This is a genomic window from Arthrobacter sp. C152 (genome assembly GCF_054890965.1).
Genome location: NZ_JBTZSU010000002.1, coordinates 106424 through 124798, shown reverse-complemented (window position 1 = coordinate 124798; position 18375 = coordinate 106424). Strand labels below are relative to the sequence as shown.

The 18375-nt window shown below is 67.4% G+C and carries 18 protein-coding genes and 1 tRNA gene; 11 read left to right on the top strand and 8 right to left on the bottom strand.

What is annotated here, in order from left to right; all coding sequences use genetic code 11:
• Window positions 1–43: 43 nt before the first annotated feature.
• The 3 genes from ACYSM9_RS02020 to ACYSM9_RS02010 form a co-directional block, all read right to left on the bottom strand.
• Window positions 44–1660 (bottom strand): sensor histidine kinase, encoded by a 1617-nt coding sequence (locus tag ACYSM9_RS02020; protein ID WP_461855324.1) that lies wholly within the window; start codon window positions 1658–1660, stop codon window positions 44–46.
• 205 nt (window positions 1661–1865) lie between these two features.
• Window positions 1866–3239: a DNA repair protein RadA gene (radA, locus tag ACYSM9_RS02015; RefSeq protein WP_461855323.1), complete on the bottom strand. Its 1374-nt coding sequence runs from the start codon at window positions 3237–3239 to the stop codon at window positions 1866–1868.
• A gap of 29 nt (window positions 3240–3268) precedes the next feature.
• The gene (locus ACYSM9_RS02010) at window positions 3269–4396 is read right to left on the bottom strand and encodes an FUSC family protein (RefSeq protein ID WP_461855322.1); all 1128 of its coding nucleotides are present in this window, start codon (window positions 4394–4396) and stop codon (window positions 3269–3271) included.
• A 248-nt stretch (window positions 4397–4644) separates the two neighbouring features.
• On the opposite strand from ACYSM9_RS02010, the gene pstS reads away from it, so the two are divergent.
• From pstS to ACYSM9_RS01985, 5 genes are all read left to right on the top strand, one after another.
• Window positions 4645–5766, top strand: coding sequence for a phosphate ABC transporter substrate-binding protein PstS (gene pstS, locus ACYSM9_RS02005; RefSeq protein WP_461855321.1), 1122 nt, complete (start codon window positions 4645–4647; stop codon window positions 5764–5766).
• Between the two features lie 103 nt (window positions 5767–5869).
• On the top strand, window positions 5870–6802 hold the full coding sequence (pstC, locus tag ACYSM9_RS02000) for a phosphate ABC transporter permease subunit PstC (RefSeq protein WP_461855320.1): 933 nt from the start codon (window positions 5870–5872) through the stop codon (window positions 6800–6802).
• Window positions 6803–7915, top strand: coding sequence for a phosphate ABC transporter permease PstA (gene pstA / locus ACYSM9_RS01995; RefSeq protein WP_461855319.1), 1113 nt, complete (start codon window positions 6803–6805; stop codon window positions 7913–7915).
• Window positions 7916–7970: 55 nt separating this feature from the next.
• On the top strand, window positions 7971–8750 hold the full coding sequence (gene pstB / locus ACYSM9_RS01990) for a phosphate ABC transporter ATP-binding protein PstB (protein WP_461855318.1): 780 nt from the start codon (window positions 7971–7973) through the stop codon (window positions 8748–8750).
• 93 nt (window positions 8751–8843) lie between these two features.
• A complete protein-coding gene (locus ACYSM9_RS01985; RefSeq protein WP_461855317.1) occupies window positions 8844–9236 on the top strand; it encodes a hypothetical protein in 393 nt (130 codons plus the stop codon).
• A gap of 28 nt (window positions 9237–9264) precedes the next feature.
• Here ACYSM9_RS01985 and ACYSM9_RS01980 read toward each other — a convergent pair whose 3' ends face one another.
• The 4 genes from ACYSM9_RS01980 to ACYSM9_RS01965 form a co-directional block, all read right to left on the bottom strand.
• The gene (locus tag ACYSM9_RS01980; RefSeq protein WP_461855316.1) at window positions 9265–9666 is read right to left on the bottom strand and encodes a hypothetical protein; all 402 of its coding nucleotides are present in this window, start codon (window positions 9664–9666) and stop codon (window positions 9265–9267) included.
• A gap of 198 nt (window positions 9667–9864) precedes the next feature.
• A complete protein-coding gene (locus ACYSM9_RS01975; protein WP_461855315.1) occupies window positions 9865–10875 on the bottom strand; it encodes an inorganic phosphate transporter in 1011 nt (336 codons plus the stop codon).
• Between the two features lie 2 nt (window positions 10876–10877).
• Window positions 10878–11495, bottom strand: coding sequence for a DUF47 domain-containing protein (locus ACYSM9_RS01970; RefSeq protein WP_461855314.1), 618 nt, complete (start codon window positions 11493–11495; stop codon window positions 10878–10880).
• A gap of 309 nt (window positions 11496–11804) precedes the next feature.
• Window positions 11805–12464, bottom strand: a complete 660-nt coding sequence (locus ACYSM9_RS01965; protein WP_461855313.1) for a hypothetical protein — start codon at window positions 12462–12464, stop codon at window positions 11805–11807.
• A gap of 208 nt (window positions 12465–12672) precedes the next feature.
• Here ACYSM9_RS01965 and ACYSM9_RS01960 point away from each other — a divergent pair.
• Window positions 12673–12745 (top strand) — tRNA-Lys (locus ACYSM9_RS01960).
• Between the two features lie 117 nt (window positions 12746–12862).
• Here the strand turns inward: ACYSM9_RS01960 and ACYSM9_RS01955 are convergent.
• A complete protein-coding gene (locus ACYSM9_RS01955) occupies window positions 12863–13813 on the bottom strand; it encodes an ANTAR domain-containing protein (RefSeq protein WP_461855312.1) in 951 nt (316 codons plus the stop codon).
• 306 nt (window positions 13814–14119) lie between these two features.
• Between ACYSM9_RS01955 and arfA the strand changes: the two genes are divergently transcribed.
• From arfA to ACYSM9_RS01930, 5 genes are all read left to right on the top strand, one after another.
• The gene (gene arfA, locus ACYSM9_RS01950; RefSeq protein WP_461855311.1) at window positions 14120–15655 is read left to right on the top strand and encodes an arabinosylfuranosidase ArfA; all 1536 of its coding nucleotides are present in this window, start codon (window positions 14120–14122) and stop codon (window positions 15653–15655) included.
• A 60-nt stretch (window positions 15656–15715) separates the two neighbouring features.
• Window positions 15716–16303, top strand: coding sequence for an HhH-GPD-type base excision DNA repair protein (locus tag ACYSM9_RS01945; RefSeq protein WP_461855310.1), 588 nt, complete (start codon window positions 15716–15718; stop codon window positions 16301–16303).
• Window positions 16304–17308 carry a LacI family DNA-binding transcriptional regulator gene (locus tag ACYSM9_RS01940; RefSeq protein ID WP_461855309.1) on the top strand — a complete coding sequence of 335 codons (1005 nt, stop codon included), beginning with the start codon at window positions 16304–16306 and terminating at the stop codon, window positions 17306–17308. It abuts the gene before it with no gap.
• A 107-nt stretch (window positions 17309–17415) separates the two neighbouring features.
• Window positions 17416–17973, top strand: a complete 558-nt coding sequence (locus tag ACYSM9_RS01935; RefSeq protein ID WP_461855308.1) for a cysteine hydrolase family protein — start codon at window positions 17416–17418, stop codon at window positions 17971–17973.
• A 92-nt stretch (window positions 17974–18065) separates the two neighbouring features.
• Window positions 18066–18368 (top strand): urease subunit gamma, encoded by a 303-nt coding sequence (locus ACYSM9_RS01930; protein ID WP_461855306.1) that lies wholly within the window; start codon window positions 18066–18068, stop codon window positions 18366–18368.
• The last annotated feature ends 7 nt before the right edge of the window (window positions 18369–18375 follow it).

Here is an 18375-nt window from a genome sequence, read left to right as displayed (position 1 = left end):
CGTCCGGGTTCCCGGCGCCGGGCTCCTGACAACGGAGCCCTCCTCAGGACGCAGGCAGGATGAATGTCGCGCTGGTGCCCCGGCCGGGCTCACTGCTCAGGCTGATGGATCCGCCGTGGCCTTCCACGATGGTCTTGCTGACCGGCAGCCCCAGGCCCGCGCCCGGTATCGCTGTTTCACGGGACCGCGCCGACCTGAAGAACTTGGTGAAGGCCTGCTCCTGCTCCTCCTCGCTCATGCCCAACCCGGTGTCGCTGATGGAGCACACCAGACCGTCCTCGGTCCTGCGCGCGGTGGCGGTGATGCTGCCGCCGTGGGGCGAGTATTTGATGGCGTTCGAGAGCAGGTTGTGGATCACCTGGCTGATCCTTGCCGGGTCCACCCGGGCCGGGAGGGGCCGCTCCACCTTGAGCTTCAGCTCCAGGCCGGCGCCCGCCGCCCTGGGTAATGCCGAGTCCACCGCCTCGCTGACAAGCCGGGCCAGGTCCGCGTCCTCCAGGGAAAGCTCCACCCGCTCGGACGCCACCGCGATGAGGTCATTGACCAGGTTCAAAAGGTGCTCGGCATTCCGCCGCACCACGAGGAGCTCTTCCCGGATGTCCTCATGCCCGGGCTCTTCCAGCACCAGCTCCAGGTAGCCAATGATGGACGTGAGCGGAGTCCTGAGTTCGTGCGAGACAGTGGCAACGAAGTTGTCCTTCGCGGCCAGGGCCCCGATCAGCGTGGTCACGTCCACGAACGTGATGACCGCGCCGCCTTCCTGGCCGCCGGCGGCGGGAAAGCCGTGGGCGCTGACGGAGTAGGCGCGCTGGCCGTCTTCCGGGCCGGCCCAGTAGAGCTCGTCCGTGAACGCCTCCCCGCTGGCCGCCCGGACCGGCGGGGACATCGTGTCCGGAACCGGGGTTGACTGGTCTGCCGCCAGCAGGTGCCTGCGTCCTGAACCTGGCTCACGGAGCCCTGCCAGCGCCGGGTCCGTCTGCATCGCCCTGTTGGTCAGCACAGTGTTGCCGTGGCTATCCACCACCCAGACACCGACTCCCACCGCCTTTAGCACGGCATCCAGGAGCCCCTGGCGCCGCATGCTTTCATTCAGTGTCCGGGCGAGGTCATGCTCGTTTTCCACCAGCTTGGTCCGCTGCCGGCGCAGGGTCCCTGACACGGCATAGGCAGTCACTGCAATGGCCGACATGACCAGGGGCAGGATGATGGTACGGATCATCGAGCCGCCGGCGGGTGGGGAGCCCATGGTTATGGGTGGAACGACCGTGCCCAAAATCGCCGACAGCACGGCCAGGACAGGCAGGTACAGGGCCCGCTGCGCCGACAGCCAAATCACCGGGAACACCATCAGGAGGCTCAGGACACTGAAGGAAGGGCCGCCCGCCTCCCGGGTGAAACCGACGGCGAGGCAGTCCAGCACCGCGATAACAGCAAATGCATGCTCCGGCAGCCTGCCCCAGGGCACCGCCAGGCAGATGGCAAAGATGGCCAGGTGGGCCAGCAATGCTGCCTTGAACAGGGTGTCGTCGAACGCCTCCGGGCTGAAGATGGCGGCCGCAACAACCATCAGCCCCATGGTGACGGTCAGGGGCAGTTGGCTGAGCGCTACCCACGTGCGGTTCCCCGCCCTGCCGTACAGCCCGTCAAGACGGTGGGACATGACGGAACCCACCGACGAATCGCGCGCCCGGCCGGGCGCGTCCGCGTTGCCCTGATGTTCCCGGATTACCAAGTTGGCCCCCAGCGCCGATTTGGATAACCCTCCCACTGCAAGAAGGTGTTGACATCACAGTACCCGTGGCAAGCGAATTTTCACGCGGAAGTCGATTGGCCACCTCGGCCAAGGGCGGGGAGCGCGAAAGTCCTTAGCCAATCAGGAGGCTGAGCGCCTCGGTCAGGTGCTCCACCTCGCGGACCGAGAAGCCGGCGGGGATGGGTCCCGGCCCGGTGTGGCTGGCCGGGACCACGGCATGGGTAAATCCGAGCCGGTGGGCCTCCTGGATGCGCTGGTTGATGCCGGGCACGGGCCGGACTTCACCAGCCAGTCCGACTTCACCAAAGGCGATCAGCCGGATGGGCAGGGGCTTGCGGGCCTTGGCCGAGGCCACCGCCAGGGCTACGGCGAGGTCGGTGGCCGGTTCGCTGAGTTTCACCCCGCCCACCGTGGCCACATAGGAATCGTCCTTGTGGAGCAGCGTACCGGCCCGCTGCTGCAGGACGGCCAGGAGCATGGACACCCGTGAACCGTCCAGGCCGCTGGTGGCGCGCCGCGGCTGCGAGTTGGGGCTCTCGGCCAGCAGCGACTGCACTTCGGCCAGCAGGGGACGGCGCCCCTCCATGGTGACGGTGATGCAGGTTCCCGAGACCGGGTCCTTGGTGCGGCTGACGAACAGCCCGCTGGGATCGGTGAGGCCTTCGATGCCGTTCTCGTTCAGGTCGAAGCAGCCGACGTCGTCCGTGGGCCCGTACCGGTTCTTCACCGCACGCAGGAGCCGCAGCCGCGAGTGCCGCTCGCCCTCGAACTGGCACACCACATCCACCAGGTGCTCCAGCAGCCGCGGACCTGCGATGGACCCGTCCTTGGTCACGTGGCCCACCAGCAGGGTGGTCATGTTGCGCCGCTTGGCCGCGGCGATGATGGAGGCCGCCACTTCGCGGACCTGGGACACGCCGCCGGCGCTGCCGTCCACGTCTGCGCTACTGAGGGTCTGGACGGAGTCCACGATCAGCAGGCGCGGCTCGATCTTCTCCACCTGCCCCAGCGCCTGGCCCAGGTCCGTCTCCGCGGACAGGTAGAGGGATTCGGCGACGGCGTCGATCCGTTCGGCGCGAAGCTTCACCTGGGCGGCCGACTCCTCGCCGGTGACATAGAGGACATCCTGTGCTGTCCGGGCGAACTTGGCGGCCACATCCAGCAGCAGGGTGGATTTGCCCACCCCCGGTTCGCCGGCCAGCAGGATCACTGCGCCGGGAACCAGGCCGCCGCCCAGCACCCGGTCCAGTTCGTCCACCCCGGTGGGCAGGAAAGCCGCCGTGGTGGCGTCCACCTCCGCGATCCGGCGCGCAGGCTCCACCACTGTTGTGGCCGCCGTCGTCCGGGCCACCGAGGCCCCTGTCTCCTCGACCGTGCCCCACGCCTGGCATTCGCCGCAGCGGCCCACCCACTTGACGGTGGTCCAGCCGCATTCGGCGCATTTGTAGCCGGGCGCCTTGGAGGCCCGGGAAGTCTTTGTTGCCATGCGTCCAACCCTAGCGGCGGGCACCGACACTACAGCGCGGGGAGCACGTCCCGGGCCTCGCGGGCGTCCATGCCCGTGGCCTCCAGCAGGTCCACCATCAGCGGCCGGAACAGCATCACCACCGTTTCGCCCTCCAGCCGCTGCACCTCCAGCAGCTTGGGGTGCAGCCGCAGGGCGATTTCGCTCAGGTCGCGGCGGGCCGTGCGCAGGTGGGCGCGCCGGACGCCGTCGTGCGTTTCGCCAAGGCCCAGCGACAATTCGTCAATGGCGGCAGCGGTCTCCTGCAGCACCTCGGCGATGCTGTCGGTGGCCTCGTCCGAGAGCGCTGTGTGGTTGATGGCGCTGGTCAGCCGCCGCGCGAACACGCGGCTGTTGCGCAGTGCCAGGTCGATGAAGTCCAGGGACTGCTTCAGCCGGTCCAGCTCGTCACGGTGCCGGCGGTAGGCAGGCGCCAGCGTGGCCACCTCGCCGGACGCGCGCAGCGACTGGCGCATGGCGTCCACCAGCGGCTGGCAGTTCCTGCCGCGGATCAGCGCGTGCCAGGCCTGGGTGGAGTCGCTGGACACGAGCGCGCCGGCGCATTCCCGCAGCACCTCTGCCAGTTCATGCAGCAGCTTCTGGACGTCCCGGCGCGGCTCCCGGCGCGGGTCCTTGGGCATGAGGATGGTCACCAGCAGCGCGAACAGCCCGCCCACCACCGCATCGATGCTGCGGGTGAATGGACCGCCGGACGGCGCCGGCAGCAGCACCACCAGCAGCGACTGCAGCGCCAGCTGGGTGGTGAAGATGTTTCCGCTGTCCAGGAACCGGGCCAGCAGGATGGAGGTGAGAAGCACGACGGCGGCCACCCAGATGTCGCCGCCCAGCCAGTGCAGGAGCAGGTCACCCACCACGATGCCGAGGGTGCAGCCCAGGCCCACTTCCATCACCCGGCGCAGCCGTGGTTCCCGGGAGAAGCCGAGGGCAATCAGCGACGACGTGGCAGCGAACAAGGGCCCCGTATGGCCAAGGACGTACTCGGCGAACGCATAGGCCCCCACCGCGCAGACGGTCATCTGGATGGCGGGGATGAACGAGTTGCGGCTCCGGATCAGTCCGGTGCGTACACGGCTGCGCAGGAACCGCCTGGTTGCCGAGAATCCTGCTGCTATGGCCATGGGTCCAAGTCTATTCAGTGGCCATGCAGTGCCAGGGCCGCCACTACGGCCGGAGATGTGATCCGCGCAATGGGGACCCGGTATTTGTCAACGAATATCCCGCGGCCGTTAATCCTCCGTTCACTTTGGACAGGCCATCCCGTTACCTGCGGCCCATAACTTTCTTGAAGGTACACAACGTACGCATCGCGCAGCAGGGTTCTCCGTCCCTGTCCCGCACCTGAATAACCCTGGAAGGGGTACATCTAGTGAAGGCACTCCGCTTCGGCCGCCACGCGGCTATCGCTGTTATCGCAGCCGGCGCACTCGCGCTCACCGCCTGCGGTTCAGACAACGCCACGGGCACCGCCCCTGCCGGCACCCAATCCGCTGGCGGCACCAAGGTCACCGGCACGCTGACCGGTATCGGCTCCTCCGCGCAGGGCGCGGCCATGGACGCTTGGAAGACCAACTTCGCCTCCGCCAACTCCGGCGCCAGCGTGCAGTACTCCCCGGATGGTTCCGGTGCAGGCCGCAAGGCAATCCTCGACGGCTCGGCCCAGTTCGCCGGCTCCGACGCCTACCTGAAGGATGACGAATACGCCTCCTCCAAGTCGGTCTGCGGCCCCGACGGTGCCATCAACGTCCCGGTCTACATCTCCCCGATCGCCGTCGCCTTCAACGTCCCCGGCGTCACCGACCTGAAGCTGGACGCCACCACCGTGGCCAAGATCTTCCGCGGCCAGATCGCCAAGTGGAACGACCCCGCGATCGCCGCGCTGAACGAGGGCGTTTCCCTGCCCGACCTGAAGGTCACCCCGGTGAACCGCTCCGACGACTCGGGCACCACGCAGAACTTCACGGACTACCTGTCCGCCGCGGCATCCGACGTCTGGACCGACAAGGCCGCCGGCGTGTGGCCCGCCAGCCTCCAGGGTGAGAACGCCAAGGGCACTTCCGGTGTGGTCAAGACCGTCACCGACACCCCCGGCGCCGTGACCTACGCCGACGACTCCGCCGTCAGCGGCAAGCTCGGCGTTGCCCAGATCAAGGTGGGCTCGTCCTTCACCAAGATCTCCGCCGAAGCCGCCGCCAAGGCAGTGGACGCCGGCAAGCCGGTGGAAGGCCGCTCCGCGAACGACCTGTCCATCAAGCTGGACCGCAAGACCACCATCGAAGGCGCCTACCCGATCGTCCTGGTGTCCTTCCACGTTCTCTGCACCACCTACGACAAGCAGGAGACCGTTGACCTGGTCAAGGCCTTCGAGCACTACGTAGTTTCCGAGGAGGGCCAGAAGGCTGCCGCAGACTCCGCCAAGTCTGCCCCGCTGTCCTCCGACCTCGCGGCCAAGGCTGTCAAGGCCATCGACTCGATCAAGGTCAAGTCCTAGCCACGCTGCGAAACCGGGTTCCCCGCCTGCCGGACGGCAGTGCGGGGAACTTGGCATTGCACCCCGCAACCGTCACACCAGTAATCGATCGAAGGGCCGTCGAATGACCGCCACCCCCCTGACCAGCACCCAGGGCGCCGGGCGCGCCGGTGACAAAGTCTTCTCCGGCGCCGCGCTGGCCGCAGGCTGCCTGATCCTCGCCGTTCTGTTCGGCGTCGCACTCTTCCTGGTGGTCCAGGCCATCCCTGCGCTGACCGTTCCCGCCGACAAGATCCAGGGCGGCCAGGGCTTCTTCGCCTACATCTGGCCGATCGTGGTCGGCACGCTGATCGCGGCCGTCATCGCTCTGGTGATCGCCACCCCCATCGCCATTGGCGTGGCGCTGTTCATCTCGCACTTCGCCCCCCGCCGGCTGGCCTCCGGGCTCGGCTACGTCGTGGACCTGCTCGCCGCCATCCCCTCCGTGGTGTACGGCGCCTGGGGTGCGGCGTTCCTGGCCAGGGAGATCTCGCCGGCGTACGGCTGGCTCGCAGTCAACATGGGCTGGCTCCCCATCTTCCAGGGCCCGGCCTCCACCACCGGCAAGACCATCCTCACCGCGGGCATCGTCCTGTCCGTCATGGTCCTGCCCATCATCACCTCCCTGTCCCGCGAAATCTTCCTTCAGACCCCCAAGCTGCATGAAGAGGCGGCGCTGGCCCTCGGTGCCACCCGCTGGGAGATGATCAAAATGGCCGTGCTGCCCTTCGCCCGCCCAGGCATCATCAGCGCCGTCATGCTGGGCCTCGGCCGCGCGCTGGGCGAGACCATGGCCGTGGCCCTGGTGCTCTCCTCCGGCGCCTTGACCGCCAGCCTGATCCAGTCAGGAAACCAGACCATTGCCGCCGAGATCGCCCTGAACTTCCCGGAAGCCAGCGGCATCAAGGTCAGCACCCTGATCGCCGCCGGCCTGGTCCTGTTCGTCATCACCCTGGCCGTGAACATGATCGCCCGCTGGGTCATCACCCGGCACAAAGAATTCTCGGGAGCCAACTAAATGACCTCCACGCTCACCCCGGTCCGCAGCAAGCGGTCGGCGCTCACCAAGGGCCAGTTGCCCAAGTACGCCCCCTACGCGGTCCTCGCGGCAGCGCTGATCGTCGGCGCGGCCATCCTGGCCCTGGCTGGTTTCAACCCCTTCGGCTGGGGCGTGGTCTCCGCGTTGCTGTTCGCCGTCGGCCTGGTGTCCTGGAGCGCAGCCGTGGAAGGCTCCCGCAAGGCCAAGGACAAGCTGGCCACCTGCCTGGTGGTTGGTTCCTTCCTGGTGGCGCTCCTGCCCCTCGTCTCGGTCATCTGGACCGTGCTGGTGAACGGCATCCCTGGGCTCATCGACCCCGGGTTCCTCACTACCTCAATGAACGGCGTCACAGGCGCTTTCGACAACAAGGCCGTGGAAAGCGGCGGGCCGGTGATGGGCGGCATCTACCACGCGCTCCTGGGCACGGTGCAGATCACGCTGCTGGCCACCGTGATCTCCGTTCCCGTGGGGCTGCTCACCGCCATCTACCTGGTGGAGTACGGCCACGACGGCCGGCTGGCGAAGGCCATCACGTTCTTCGTCGACGTCATGACCGGCATCCCCTCCATCGTGGCCGGCCTCTTCGCCGCCGCGTTCTTCTTCGTGGTGGTGGGCCCGGGCACCAAGACCGGCGCGGTGGCCGCCGTCGCGCTGTCCGTCCTGATGATCCCCGTGGTGGTCCGCTCCAGCGAGGAAATGCTCAAGATCGTCCCCAACGAACTCCGCGAGGCCGCGTACGCCCTGGGCGTCCGCAAATGGCGGACCATCCTCAAGGTGGTCATTCCGACGGCGATCTCCGGCATCGCGTCCGGCGTCACCCTGGCGATCGCCAGGGTCATCGGCGAGACGGCGCCCATCCTGGTCACCGCCGGCTTTGCCACCAGCATCAACTCCAACGTGTTCGGCGGCTGGATGGCCTCGCTGCCCACGTTTATCTACACCCAGATCCTCAACCCCACCTCGCCATCCAACCCGGACCCGTCCTCGCAGCGGGCCTGGGGTGCGGCACTGGTGCTGATCATCCTGGTGATGGTCCTGAACCTTGTGGCGCGCCTGATCGCCCGGATCTTCGCCCCCAAGACCGGCCGCTGAGCGGTTCACGCTCCGGCCCGACCCAAAATCTCTATCCAGTAAGTGAAGGAACACCATGTCTAAGCGCATCGACGTCAAGGACCTGAACGTCTACTACGGCGATTTCCTCGCCGTCGAAGACGTCAGCATCCACATCGAGGCCAAGTCCGTCACCGCTTTCATCGGCCCCTCCGGCTGCGGCAAGTCCACCTTCCTGCGCACCCTGAACCGGATGCACGAGGTGATCCCCGGCGCCCGCGTCGAGGGTGAGGTCCTGCTCGATGGCGACAACCTCTACGGTCCCGGCGTGGACCCGGTCACCGTCCGCTCGCAGATCGGCATGGTGTTCCAGCGCCCCAACCCGTTCCCCACCATGTCCATCCGGGACAACGTGCTGGCCGGCGTCAAGCTGAACAACAAGAAGATCTCCAAGGGCGAGGCGGACGTTCTGGTGGAGCGCTCGCTGAAGGGCGCCAACCTGTGGAACGAGGTCAAGGACCGGCTGGAGAAGCCCGGCTCCGGGCTCTCCGGCGGCCAGCAGCAGCGGCTCTGCATCGCGCGGGCCATTGCCGTGGAGCCGCAGGTCATCCTGATGGACGAGCCGTGCTCCGCCCTGGACCCCATTTCCACGCTGGCCATTGAGGACCTCATCAATGAGCTCAAGGACCAGTACACCGTGGTGATCGTGACCCACAACATGCAGCAGGCCGCGCGCGTCTCTGACAAGACGGCATTCTTCAACATTGCCGGCACGGGCAAGCCGGGCAAGCTGATCGAGTACGGCGACACCCACACCATCTTCAGCAACCCGGTACAGAAGGCCACCGAAGACTACGTCTCGGGCCGGTTCGGGTAGGGAGGATTTCCTGCTGGTCTTTGCTCCGGGCATTTAGTACGCTGAACTAGATACTTTATTAACTAGTAGTAAGCCAGCTTAGGAGCTTTGCCAATGACGCAGACAGCCAGCAGCCCCAGGAGCCACCAGCTTACGGTTGCGGGGCACGGGCCGGCCATCAGGTTCCCGCACCCGGACCTTCCCGTGCCGGGCTTCGCGGGCGCAGGGCTGGCTGCCCGCCTCGAGGATGTGTCGGCAGTTCCCGTCACCGTCCCTGAATCGGGGGCGGGCGACGTCCTGTCTGCCGTGTGGCGGACCAGTTCCTACCTGGAGACCGTGCAGTGGGAGCTGGACTCGGCCCAGGAGTCCTTGCTGCAGGCTGTCCGCAAGGCCGCCGCCGCGGGAGTGGCCCATGATGAACTCTGCGCTGCGGCGAACCTGACCGGTGAGGAGCTCGCGGCCGCGCTCGCGGAAACACCCGCCGGTCTTTACGCCATCGAGTCCTAGCAACTCCAGGTCCCCGGGTCCGCGCCCGTCACTGCGGCACCTCGAGCTGGAACCCGCAGTGGCAGCGCAGTACCCGGGTGGGCAGGAATACGGCGTTGGATCCGCCGTTGCTGATGCGGTAGCAGAGCTTTTCGACTTCGAACCCGGCGTCTTCCATGGGGAAGCCGCAGTGGATGTAATCGTCGCCGAAGACCATGACGTTGGGCATCCAGTGGATCTGGTGGAGCGCCGCGGCCACATCCGACGCGTAGGCCACGTGCTCCTGGAAGAGGTGGCAGGCGTTGCACGTGTAGGACACGCTGACCAGGTCGCCGCCGGCCCTTCCGATGGCCGTGACGGCGTGGATGGTCAGATGGTGCCCGGTCCCGCAGGTCCCGCACTGCAGCTGACGGGGCCGGGGCAGGGGGCGCCGGAAAGGCGAGAAAGACATGGCGCCTGCTCTTTTCCGCGTTGTGCAGCCGGGCCGCCGTGATTCTGCAGCGGCGCAGTCCGCGGCCCTGCACCCGGCGGCGGACGCACGTCCCGGGGCGCCGGCGCCCGGGGATGTACTTTCGAATCTACGTCACCGGCATTCGGCTGTATAGGGAATTCGGTCCCGTAGGGGTGCCGGGACGGGCAAAAAGGGGAGCTATCCTGCGGCGGGGGAGAGGGCCAGTGCCAGGACGAAAGCCAGGGCGCACGTTGCCACCGGCGTGAGGGCCCACATCCAGAGGATGCGGATCACCAGCAGGCGGCTGGTCACCGAAAAGTGCTGGTTTTCGCCCGCTCCCAGCGCTCCGGCCGTCACGGTGTGCGTGGTGGAGATCGGCCAGTGCAGGGCGATGGCGCCGACGAAAAGCATCAGCGCACTGAAAGTCTGCGCCACGGAGCCACGCAGCGGATCAATCCTGGTGATCTTGTAGCCGATGGTGTGCGAGATCCGCCAGCCCCCGAACAGCGTCCCGGCCGTCATCATCACCGCCGAAAGCAAGGCAACCCAGACGGGGATCCCGCCGTCGTAATAGCCCGCGGCCAGAAGTGCCAGCAGGAGCACCGCGCTGACGCGCTGTCCGTCCTGCAGGCCGTGGCCGAAGGCCACCGCACCGGCGGCGATGGCCTGTGCCCTGCGGAAACGCTGGTTGACCACGTTGGGCTGGGTGTAGCGGGCGGCCCAGGTAGCCGGATAGACCAGGAGGAACGAGCCGCTGTAGGCCACCAGCGGAGAAAGCACCAGCGGCAGCACCACCTGGAACAGCAGCGACTGGTCCACCCCCGCCACACCGGAACCGCCCACGGCAAGGCTGGCCAGACCGGCTCCGGCAAGGCCGCCCACCAGCGCGTGCGTGGAGGACGCCGGGATGCCGCGCCACCACATCAGGAGGCCCCAGCCGCAGGCGCTGGCCAGCCCGGCAGCCAGGATGACCAGGCCGCCGCCCCCCGGCGGCAGGTGGATCCACGTCTGGCTGACCGCGACGGCGAGCAGGGCGCTGAGCAGGGCGCCCACAAAGTTGAAGAAGGCGGCGAGCAGGACGCCCACGCTGGGGGTGAGGGCCCTGTTCCGGACCGCCAGGGCGACGGAGGTGGAGGCGTCGCGGAAGCCGTTCAGGAAAGCGAACGCCGCGGCCAGCAGGACCACGGCCCCGAAAATGACCACCGCCATAATCAGGATTCCTTGACGATGATGCTGCCCACTTGGGTGGCCACCCGGCGCATGTCCTTGGTGACCTCTACGAGCTGGTTGGCGATGTCCCGGTTCCGTGAATACTGCGGCCATTTCATGTCCGCGATCATGTCGGCGACCCACACCCGGTGCGTCCGTTCGGCCCGCTTGGCAAGCCGCAGGATCTCGATCCAGTAGTCCTCAAGGTCATCAAGGTCATTCAGCCGGCGCATCGCGTCCACCGTCAGTTCGGCCTGCCTGCTGATGACCTCCAACTGGTCGGCAGCGCGCCGCGGCAAGCGGTCCAGCCGGTACAGGGCCACCAGTTCCGCCGCGGCGTCCATCTTCTCCATGGCCTCGTTGAGGTAGCGGGACAAGGCATACATGTCCTCGCGGGGAAGTGGATTGACGAAGCTGGTGCGCATGTGGGTCAGCAGCGCGAAGTGCAGTTCGGCGGACTTTGCCTCATGGTTGTGCATGTCCTCGACGAGTTTGCCGTGCTCGTCCGCGGGAACGCCAAGGATCTCGGCCAGGGTGCCGCAGGCCAGCACGATCTGTTGTGCCATCTGCGAGAGGAGGTTCAGCCCTGCGGGCTCCTGGGGAAAAAGGCGCAGCTTCACGTGTTTACCGGTCTCCGGGGACATAACAGGGCGGGGATTGCCGCCGTGTGACTTGACCTGGGCGTGCAACTGACGCTTACTCTACCGGGCCGTCACTGCGCCACCGAAAACACCCGCCGGAAGAGGGCACAAAAATGGTGCCGAACCGGATACGCCTCTCGGCGGTAGGCCGCTCTAGGCGGCTAATTGTTGAAGCCCGGGGGTTTCGCGGCTCGGCACCGGTTTCAGTCTTCTACTTCGCCCCGTGCAAGTCAATCTTGACAGCGGGGGCCTGCAGGGTCCGGGAACGGGCCGCAGGCAGGGGCTTGGTCAGTCCAGTTCACCGAGGCGCCACGCGTTTGCCGCGTGCTCCAGGTCTTCGGCGGTCTTCACCAGTTGGTGGGAATTGCGGGTCAGTTTGCTGGCGTGTGCCTCGTTGGCGTGCTCGGCGCCGTCGGCGAGGGTTGCCTGGCCGAGCGCCACCACACGGCAGAACGCGGCGGAGCGTTCCAGCGCGACGTCGAACTCGCCGTCGAACGCTCCGGACAGGATGGCATCGGCCATGCTCCGCATCTCGTCGGCGCCCGGCGGCTCGGCCGCGCCGGCCACCACGTTGGAAACCTGTGCAGTGTCCTTGCCCGCGCGGAAGTAGACTGAGATGCGCTCCGGGTCCTGCACGGTGGCGGCCCGCAAAGCGTAGAGGCGCCAGAGAGCGCCGGGGAGGGAGCGCGCGGGGCTCTCGGCCCACATCTCGGCAATCGCCTCCAGGCCCTGCTCATCCGCGAGCTTCACCAGCCGTTCGGTGACCAGGGGGTCGTCGCTGTCGCGGCCGTGCCGCACCAACGCCTGGGCGGCAAGGTGGGCAGCCTCCGAGACGCGGGCGGGATCAGCGCCGCCGGCGAACGGCTCGAAGTCCAGCGGCGCGAAGGGCTTGGGCTTGTGGTGCCGGTTGCTGCCGCCATAGTGGCTGGTGCCTGCTTGCTCGCTCATGCCCCCACGCTACTCCTGTGCTGTGGCGTTATCGAGCATCCGTACAGGCTGCATTGCCCGCGGAGGAAGGGCCATTTGGCCTTGGGGGAACGTCCGACGGCGGGGTCCCGGCCGGGTGCAAAGACGCCGGGACCATGGGTTAGAGTATTAACGTCCAGAAATGGATTGGGCCGGGACGGGCGGATACAGCGTGTCTGACCACCGGCAGGGGCCTTTAGCTCAGTTGGTAGAGCATCGGACTTTTAATCCGTGGGTCGTGGGTTCGAGCCCCACAGGGCCCACCCATCGTGAACCGGCGCGCATGGAGCGCGCCGGTTTTCTTGCCCTCACGGAAGTCCCTTACCGCACCCTTATCCTCAGCGGTAGCGTGCCCGGCAAACCCGGCGGGGCGCCGGAATCTAGCGGCTGAAGTGCGGGTTGGGTGCCCCGTCCGGCAGTCCGGCCAGGATGTCCTCGGCGACCAGCCGCACTTTGATGTTGCGGTGGCTTGAGGCTTTGGCCAGGATGGCGAATGCCTCCTGGTAGGAGCACCGGTTCTGCGCCATGATGACGCCGCAGGCCACGTTGATGGAGGTGCGGCTGTCCAGGGCTGAACGGAGGTCGACGGCGAGTGAGCGGGCGGCATGCATGCTGATCGCCATCTGGAGGCTCCTGGCAGCAAGGATAGCGAAGGAGCGTGCCTCCGCGATGACCTGGAGCGGAAAGGCTTTCTCATCCTGGGCAAAGAACGCCAGGGCCGCGCTCGCCTGGCCGGCCTCGCTGCCCAGTCCGACTCCTGCCGGGCCGGCGTCCATCCGGAGCCTCATTGCCAGCGCGCTGCCGAAACCTGCCACCTGCAGCTGGCGGGAGTACTGCTGCCACCGGAAGTCTCCGTTCCGCTGGAGCACTGCCACGGGGTGTCCGCCGGCCAGTACGTCCGCTACGGGCCCTTCCGCCGTTTCCTGCTCCCACTGCAGCAGGGCCACAACCTCGGCACTGGTGCCGGTGACGGCGGGGCTCCGCTTGTGCAGGCGCAGCACCACGCCGCAGCCGACGTCGGACCCGGCGGTCCGCACCACATGGTCCAAAGCGGCGGCCGCGAGCAGGTCCAGGGATGCGTCAAGCGTGTCCGCACCGGTCACCAGGTCAATCAGGATAGGGGGCGTGCCGGCGCGTGTGCGCTGCGGGCCGTCCTCTGCAGCCGGCTCAGCCGCGTAGGACGCGCGGCCCCTGCTGGCCTTGGTGGGTGTTAGAGGGCCGGCGACGGCTGGGGGAGAGTCCTTGGTCTCAAAGGACTCCTCGTCGCCGGCCCCGCTCACTACCCGGGTCCGCTGGACCGGGAAGCCTGAATTTGCGTGTGATGCGTGCATTGCCAGTCTCACACCCCCTAGTGAGCCAAGTACCGCGGGCCGAAACTGGTCTTGCCTCTGAGAAGAACTTATTGGCAGCGGGGGCTCCGGTGAATGCGTAGGCGGTACCTGTTTTTTTGAATAGGGGGTACTTGGAACCGCGCCCGCCGGGCCCGTCCAGTGTTGCCGCAGGTGGGCCCGCCAAGCGGCCGCGCGGCCAGCGCGCGCGGGCCGCGCCGCAGGCCCTGGGCGGGACCCTTGACTCACTCCACACCATCCCCAACAATGTTTTCTATAACGTTATAAAAACTAGGCAAGGATGTTTTCGTGACCCCCACAGAACAAGCAGCGGCCCCCAGTGCATCCATCACCATCGATCCCGCCTTCACCGTAGGACCGGTGCGCCGGCGCACCTTCGGAGCATTCGTGGAGCATCTGGGCCGGTGCGTCTACACCGGCATCTTCGAACCGGAGCACCCCGCGGCGGACGGGGACGGGTTCCGCACCGACGTGCTCGAGCTGACCCGCGAACTGGGCGTGTCAACCGTGAGGTATCCGGGCGGCAACTTCGTGTCCGGGTACCGCTGGGAGGACGGCGTGGGCCCCGTGGACCGCCGGCCGGTGCGCCTGGACCTGGCCTGGCACTCCACCGACCCGAACCTTGTGGGCGTTGACGAGTTTGCGAAGTGGTCCGCGAAGGCCGGCGTCGAACCGATGATGGCGGTCAACCTGGGCACCCGCGGCCTCCAGGAGGCCATTGACCTCCTGGAGTACTGCAACATCGACGGCGGCACCGCCCTCTCCGAGGAGCGCCGCGCCAACGGCGCGGACACCGGCTACGGCATCAGGATGTGGTGCCTGGGAAACGAGATGGACGGGCCCTGGCAGATCGGCCACAAGAACGCACTGGAATACGGCCGCCTCGCCGCCGACACGGCCCGCGCCATGCGGATGATCGACCCCGACCTGGAGCTCGTGGCCTGCGGCAGCTCCGGACCCACCATGGGAACTTTCGGTGAATGGGAACGCGTCGTGCTGTCCGAAACCTATGACCTGGTGGACCTGATCTCGGCCCACCAGTACTTCGAGGACTTCGGCGACCTGCAGGAGCACCTGGCCGCCGGACACAAGATGGAAGCCTTCATCCGGGACATCGTGAGCCACATCGACCACGTGAAGTCTGTCAGGAAATCCACCAGGCAGGTGAACATCTCCTTCGACGAATGGAACGTCTGGCACATGGGCCGCGACGAGTCCAAGGTGCCCACCGGCAAAGACTGGCCGGTGGCCCCGGTCCTGCTGGAGGACACCTACACGGTGGCGGACGCCGTCGTCGTCGGGGACCTGCTGATCACCCTGCTGCGCAACACCGACCGGGTCCACTCGGCCAGCCTGGCCCAGCTGGTGAACGTCATCGCCCCGATCATGACCGAGCCCGGCGGCCGCGCGTGGAAGCAGACCACGTTCCATCCCTTCGCCCTGACCTCCCGGTACGCGTCCGGCACCGTGCTGCAGCTCGCCGTCGAATCCCCGCTGGTCAGTGGTGGAAAGACGGCGGACTTTGCCGCGCTGTCCGCCGTCGCCACGTTCGATGCGGACAAGGGGGAGGCGGTGGTGTTCGCGGTGAACCGCTCGGCTGAGCAGGCGCTCACACTGGATGCCGCCGTGGCCGGTTTGGGCAATGTCCGCGTGGTGGAGGCGCTGACCTACGCCAACAAGGACCCGTACTGGCAGGCCACGGCGGACGACTCCACGTCCGTCCTGCCAGCCGGGAACGTCACGGTAAAGGTCGACGGCGGACGCCTCACCGCGGAGCTGCCGGCGGTGTCCTGGACCATGATCCGGCTGGCCGTCAACGCCTGACCGGGGATGGAGTGGCGGGCCGGGGGCGTCCTTATGACGACGGCGGCCGCAGGTGGGAGGATGGACGGCATGGAACTGCACATCACCGGGGATCCCGCCGCGGACAAATTGTTGAGTGAGGACGCCTTCGCCCTGCTGACCGGCATGCTGCTGGACCAGCAGGTGACGATGGAATCGGCCTTCGCGGGCCCTGAAAAGATCCGCACCCGGATCGGGTCCCTGGAGCCCGGGGCCATTGCCGCGCACGATCCCGCGGCCTTCGTGGAAGTGTTCAAGGAGCGGCCCGCCGTGCACCGCTTCCCCGGCTCCATGGCTGCCAGGGTGCAGGCCCTTGCCGCTGCCGTCCAGGATGAGTGGGGCGGGGACGCTGCCGCCATCTGGACCAAGGGTTCGCCGGACGGCGCCGAGGTGCTGCGCCGGCTCAAGGCCCTGCCCGGATTCGGCGACCAGAAAGCCAGAATCTTCCTGGCGCTGCTGGGCAAGCAGCGCGGCCTCGAAGCGCCGGGCTGGCGGGAAGCCGCCGGTCACTACGGCGAGGACGGCTGCTACCGCTCGGTCGCGGACATCGTTGATCCCGGCTCCCTGGCCAAGGTCCGCGCCAGCAAGCAGGCCGCGAAGGCTGCCGCGAAAGCGGGAAAAGAACGCTAAATGGCAGTCACCATGAACGACGTTGCGAGGGCGGCGGGCGTTTCGCTCAAAACGGTCTCCAACGTCCTGAACGACTACGAGTTCATCCGCCCCGCCACCAAGCAGCGGGTCCAGGACGCCATCGCCGAACTGGGCTACGAAGCCAACCTCACCGCGCGCAGCCTCCGCTCCGGCAAGACCTCCATGCTGGGGCTGGTCCTGTCAGACCTCTCTGCGCCCTACTATGCGGAGCTGGCGTCAAGGCTCATGAAGGCTGCCTCCCGCCACGGTTACCGCGTGTTGGTGGAGCAGTCCGACGCCGATTCTGCCGTGGAGCTCGGCACCCTGCAGGGGACGTTCCGGCAGCTTACGGACGGGCTTCTGTTCACGCCGCTGGCCATCGATGCTGACCAGATCGCCGCGCGGGCAGGCGGCAAGCCGCTGGTGATGCTGGGTGAGCACATCATGGACCCACGCTTCGACCTGGTCACCATGAAGAATGGGGAAGCCGCCGCCGCCCTTACCGCGCACCTGCTGGCAGCCGGCCGCCGTCGGATCGCCGTGGTCGGTGCCCGCCCGGATGAGTCTGACGGCAGTGCCGGGCTGCGCCTGAACGGGTACCGGAAGGCGCTGGAAGAGGCGGGCGTCCCGTTCGACGCCGGGCTGGTGGCTCCCGCGGAATGGCGCCGGGACGCCGGGGCCGCGGCCGTCGCGGGACTGATGGACGCCGGGGTGGAGTTTGACGCCGTCTTCGGCCTCAATGACGTGCTCGCGCTCGGCGCCATGCATGAGCTGCTGATCCGGGGCGTCAGGGTGCCCTCGGATGTGGCCGTTGCCGGGTTCGACGACATCGACGAGGCCCGGTTCGCCGCCCCGTCCCTGACCACTGTCTCCCCGGGCATGGACGAGATCGCGGAGCGTTCCATCGGCCTGCTGCTGGACCGGATCGCCGGCAGGGTGGCCGACCAGGAAGGCATCCATATGGCCGCGGGCTTCGAGCTGAAGATCCGGGAGTCGGCGCCCTAGTTTCCCTGCAGCCGCCCGGGGCGCCGGCGCGTTTTGTCCGCACGCCAGCGGGTACCTTTTCCGCACCGGCCCGCCTCCGCACCGGCCCAACGACGAAAGGTGCCCCCATGATTGCCCTCCTGGTCATCGACATGCAGAACGCCTTCTTCGAGGCACCCGAACTGGCGGCCCGGCAGGACACGGTGGTCCGTGAATGCAACCGGCTGATCGAGGGGTTCCAGGCTGCCGGGCACAAGACCCTCCTGGTCGGCACCGAACACGAGCGGGACAAGTCCACCTGGACCCTCAGCATGCTCGACGACGACCAGGGCTTCATCTTCCGGGGCAGCGGGCAGGCCCGGTCCGTACCGGGCCTCATGACCGGGGACCTGCCCCAGCTGAACAAGACTCGGGACAGCGCCTTTGTGGGCACCAACCTGCTGGCCCGGCTGCGGAACTGGGGTGCGGAGGAAGTGGTGCTCGCCGGCGTCTCAACCCACAACTGCATCGCCCAGACCGGCGCCGACGCTTTCGCGCACAACATCCGGGTCACCTACGCCAGGGACGCCATGGCCTCCGAGGCCGACCAGGACGCCGCCGACATGCTCCGCATCCTCTCCACCACCTACCGCCAGCCCGTCCAGTCCAGCGACGAAATCCTGGCCCGGCTGGGCGTTGCGAAGTAGCGTGGCATCCATGCTTTCCTGATACTCCGGAAACGTGGTGGAAACCTTCCCGGCTTACGCTGGTCGCACGCCCCGCCGTCGAAGGGAAACCCATGCATCTGATGCCGCGTGAGCAGGAAAAGCTCCTGATCGTGGTGGCCGCCGACCTCGCCCGCCGCCGCCAGGCCCGCGGCCTCAAACTCAACTACCCCGAGGCCGTGGCCATCATCAGCTACGAGCTGATCGAAGGCGCCAGGGACGGCCGCAGCGTGGCTGACCTGATGAGCTTCGGCACCACGCTGCTTACCCGCGAAGACGTGATGGAAGGCGTGCCGGAGATGGTCCACGACGTCCAGATCGAGGCGACCTTCCCCGACGGCACCAAGCTCGTCACCGTCCACAACCCCATCCGCTAAGGAGCGC

Bases quoted from the DNA above. Each gene is read 5' to 3' on its own strand.
- ACYSM9_RS02020 (WP_461855324.1), bottom strand. From the start codon at position 1,660: ATGTCCCACCGTCTTGACGGGCTGTACGGCAGGGCGGGGAACCGCACG.
- radA (WP_461855323.1), bottom strand. From the start codon at position 3,239: ATGGCAACAAAGACTTCCCGGGCCTCCAAGGCGCCCGGCTACAAATGC.
- ACYSM9_RS02010 (WP_461855322.1), bottom strand. From the start codon at position 4,396: ATGGCCATAGCAGCAGGATTCTCGGCAACCAGGCGGTTCCTGCGCAGC.
- pstC (WP_461855320.1), top strand. From the start codon at position 5,870: ATGACCGCCACCCCCCTGACCAGCACCCAGGGCGCCGGGCGCGCCGGT.
- pstA (WP_461855319.1), top strand. From the start codon at position 6,803: ATGACCTCCACGCTCACCCCGGTCCGCAGCAAGCGGTCGGCGCTCACC.
- pstB (WP_461855318.1), top strand. From the start codon at position 7,971: ATGTCTAAGCGCATCGACGTCAAGGACCTGAACGTCTACTACGGCGAT.
- ACYSM9_RS01985 (WP_461855317.1), top strand. From the start codon at position 8,844: ATGACGCAGACAGCCAGCAGCCCCAGGAGCCACCAGCTTACGGTTGCG.
- ACYSM9_RS01980 (WP_461855316.1), bottom strand. From the start codon at position 9,666: ATGTCTTTCTCGCCTTTCCGGCGCCCCCTGCCCCGGCCCCGTCAGCTG.
- ACYSM9_RS01975 (WP_461855315.1), bottom strand. From the start codon at position 10,875: ATGGCGGTGGTCATTTTCGGGGCCGTGGTCCTGCTGGCCGCGGCGTTC.
- ACYSM9_RS01965 (WP_461855313.1), bottom strand. From the start codon at position 12,464: ATGAGCGAGCAAGCAGGCACCAGCCACTATGGCGGCAGCAACCGGCAC.
- ACYSM9_RS01955 (WP_461855312.1), bottom strand. From the start codon at position 13,813: ATGCACGCATCACACGCAAATTCAGGCTTCCCGGTCCAGCGGACCCGG.
- ACYSM9_RS01945 (WP_461855310.1), top strand. From the start codon at position 15,716: ATGGACGGCATGGAACTGCACATCACCGGGGATCCCGCCGCGGACAAA.
- ACYSM9_RS01940 (WP_461855309.1), top strand. From the start codon at position 16,304: ATGGCAGTCACCATGAACGACGTTGCGAGGGCGGCGGGCGTTTCGCTC.
- ACYSM9_RS01935 (WP_461855308.1), top strand. From the start codon at position 17,416: ATGATTGCCCTCCTGGTCATCGACATGCAGAACGCCTTCTTCGAGGCA.
- ACYSM9_RS01930 (WP_461855306.1), top strand. From the start codon at position 18,066: ATGCATCTGATGCCGCGTGAGCAGGAAAAGCTCCTGATCGTGGTGGCC.